We start from the raw sequence: 2,513 nt of genomic DNA on the forward strand, positions 1-2,513 counted from the left end.
GGTAAGCGGTGCGACGGCCCCGTGGTTCCGGGGCGAAGGTCTTTCGGGCATGCCGCCCTGCAACTGAGTTTGCAGGAGTTTGGCAGTGGAACACCAAAATGAGCACCGGATGGAGGTTCCCAGTCGCAAGGGAGTTTCGCGCATCGAGGTTCTGGATGGGCCAACCGGGCGGCGGCGTTGGCCGGATGATCTGAAGGCACGGGTTGTGGCCGAGAGCCTGGCTCCCGGGGCGCGTGTTTGTGATGTGGCCGAGAAGTATGGGTTGATCGCCCGGCATCTTTCGCAGTGGCGTGGTCTTGCCCAGAAGGGGAAGCTTGTCCTGCCCGCCGATGGTGCCCCCAGTTTCGTGCCGCTTGTGGTCGAGCCTGTGGCTGTGCCCGGTCCTGACATCGTGAAGACCGATTGCGCGGTGATCCGGGTCGAGATCGCCGGTGCGGTGCTGCATGTCGCGCCAGACTGCAGCCCGGAACGTGCAGCGGCCTTGGCGGCTGCGTTGAAGAGGGCCCTGTGATCTTCCCGGATCAGTCGGTTCGGATCGTGATCGCGACCAAGCCCGTCGACTTCCGCAAGGGACACGATGGGCTGGCCGCTATGGCGCATGCCGAGCTGGGCTTTGCGCCCAAGGCGGGGGTAATGGTGGTGTTCAGGTCAAAGCGTGGCGACAGGATCAAGGTTCTGTTCTGGGACGGCAGTGGGATCGTGATGATCTACAAGCGCCTGGAGCAGGGCGGCTTTGCCTGGCCCAAGGTCGGCGACGGGGTCATGCGGCTGTCGCGGGTGCAGTTCGAGGCGCTGTTTGCCGGGCTCGACTGGCGCCGGATCCATGCGCCGCGACCTACCATTCCGCCTGCGACAGAATGACTCGGATCACCTTGGAAACATGGGCTTTTGTGGGGTGATGCCGTATGAACGGGCATGTCATCATCCGCCGCCCAACCCCTTGATCTGGATGCTCTTCCGCCTGCCGTGCGAGAGGCGTTTCTGGCCATGCAGGCCAAGGTCGCGGGGCTTGAGGCCCATACCGAGCGTCAGGATTACCTGATCGCCGAACTGCGCCATGCTCTCTATGGCAAGCGGTCCGAGCAGTTGGATCCCGACGCCCGTCAGTTGGCTTTCGAAGACCTGGAGACGGCTGTCGCCGAGGCCGAAGCCGCCAGTGATGCGCTGCATGCCCGCAACGCCGATGGCACCCAAAGACGACCAGCGGCCAAACGCAACCTCGGGCATCTGCCAGACCATCTGCCACGCATCGAACAGGTGATCGAGCCTGCGCACAAGGTCTGCCCCTGCGGCTGCATCGATATGGTGAAGATCGGCGAAGACCGTGCCGAACGGCTGGACATCATCCCGGCCCGTTTCCAGGTGATCGTGACGGTTCGCCCACGTTATGCCTGCCGCCGCTGTGATGCCGGGGTTTGCCAAGCCGACGCCCCTCACTGGCTGATCGAAGGTGGGCTGCCGACTGAAGGCACGCTCGCCCATGTGGCAGTCTCCAAATATGCCGATCACTTGCCATTATACCGCCAAAGCCAGATCTACGGGCGCGGCGGCATCAATCTCGACCGATCAACCCTCGCGAGCTGGTGTGGCACGTCTGCCTATCATTTGGCTCCCGTCGTTGACCGGATGCTGGTTCATCTCAAACGATCCGGCCGCCTCTTCATGGATGAGACCCGTGCCCCGGTGCTTGACCCCGGGGCAGGCAAAACCAAGACCGGCTACCTTTGGGCATTGACCCGGGATGATCGAGGCTGGGGCGGAGATGATCCACCTGCGGTCGTGTTCACCTATGCGCCCGGGCGCCATGGCAGCCATGCGATGGACATTTTGACCGGCTTTGAGGGCATTCTGCAGGTCGATGGGTATACCGGATATGATGCCCTGGCAGAACCCAGGCGTGTCGGCGGCAAACCTTTGACGCTGGCCTATTGCTGGGCCCACGCGCGGCGCAAACTGCACGACATCTACCAGAAGGACGGCTCCGAAATCGCCGCCGAGGGCCTGCGTCGCATCGCGGAAATATACAAGATCGAGGCCAAGATCCGGGGGAGTAGTCCCTATGAGCGCCTCGCTGTCCGCCAGAAGCAATCCGACCTGTTGGTCGCCGACTTCCGCCTCTGGCTGACCAAGCAACGCAGCAGAATCTCTGCCAAATCCCGCCTCGGCGAGAAGCTTGCATACATCCACCGGCACTGGGATGGTCTGCAAATCTTCCTGACCGATGGACGGGTCGAGATGGACACCAACCCGGTCGAAAACACGATCCGACCCATAACCCTCAATCGCAAAAACGCGCTGTTCGCGGGCCATGATGAGGGCGGCCACACCTGGGCACGCATGGCCTCGCTTATTGAAACCTGCAAGCTGAACGCTGTCGACCCTTACGCCTACCTGCGTGCAACCCTGACAGCTATCGCCAACCGCTACCCGGCGTCCCGCATCGACGACCTCATGCCCTGGGCATTCCAAAAGCAGTCAAGCTGAAACCCATACGGGTGTCAGCCACCGCTTAC

3 protein-coding genes are annotated in these 2,513 nt (G+C 62.4%); all 3 read left to right on the plus strand.

What is annotated here, in order from left to right; genetic code table 11:
• Positions 1-109: 109 nt before the first annotated feature.
• The 3 genes from AC1DVR_RS23235 to tnpC are packed head-to-tail and all read left to right on the plus strand — an operon-like array spanning position 110 to position 2,484.
• Positions 110-511 (plus strand): transposase, encoded by a 402-nt coding sequence (locus AC1DVR_RS23235; protein WP_478002997.1) that lies wholly within the window; start codon positions 110-112, stop codon positions 509-511.
• On the plus strand, positions 508-861 hold the full coding sequence (gene tnpB, locus AC1DVR_RS23240) for an IS66 family insertion sequence element accessory protein TnpB (RefSeq protein ID WP_478002998.1): 354 nt from the start codon (positions 508-510) through the stop codon (positions 859-861). The genes AC1DVR_RS23235 and tnpB overlap by 4 nt, the downstream gene beginning before the upstream one ends.
• A gap of 54 nt (positions 862-915) precedes the next feature.
• A complete protein-coding gene (tnpC, locus tag AC1DVR_RS23245) occupies positions 916-2,484 on the plus strand; it encodes an IS66 family transposase (protein ID WP_478002999.1) in 1,569 nt (522 codons plus the stop codon).
• Positions 2,485-2,513 lie beyond the last annotated feature (29 nt).

It is taken from the genome of Rhodobacter sp. P2_H5, assembly GCF_056403335.1.

Coding starts and splice junctions, on each gene's coding strand:
- tnpC (WP_478002999.1), top strand. CDS start 916: ATGTCATCATCCGCCGCCCAACCCCTTGATCTGGATGCTCTTCCGCCT.
- AC1DVR_RS23235 (WP_478002997.1), top strand. CDS start 110: ATGGAGGTTCCCAGTCGCAAGGGAGTTTCGCGCATCGAGGTTCTGGAT.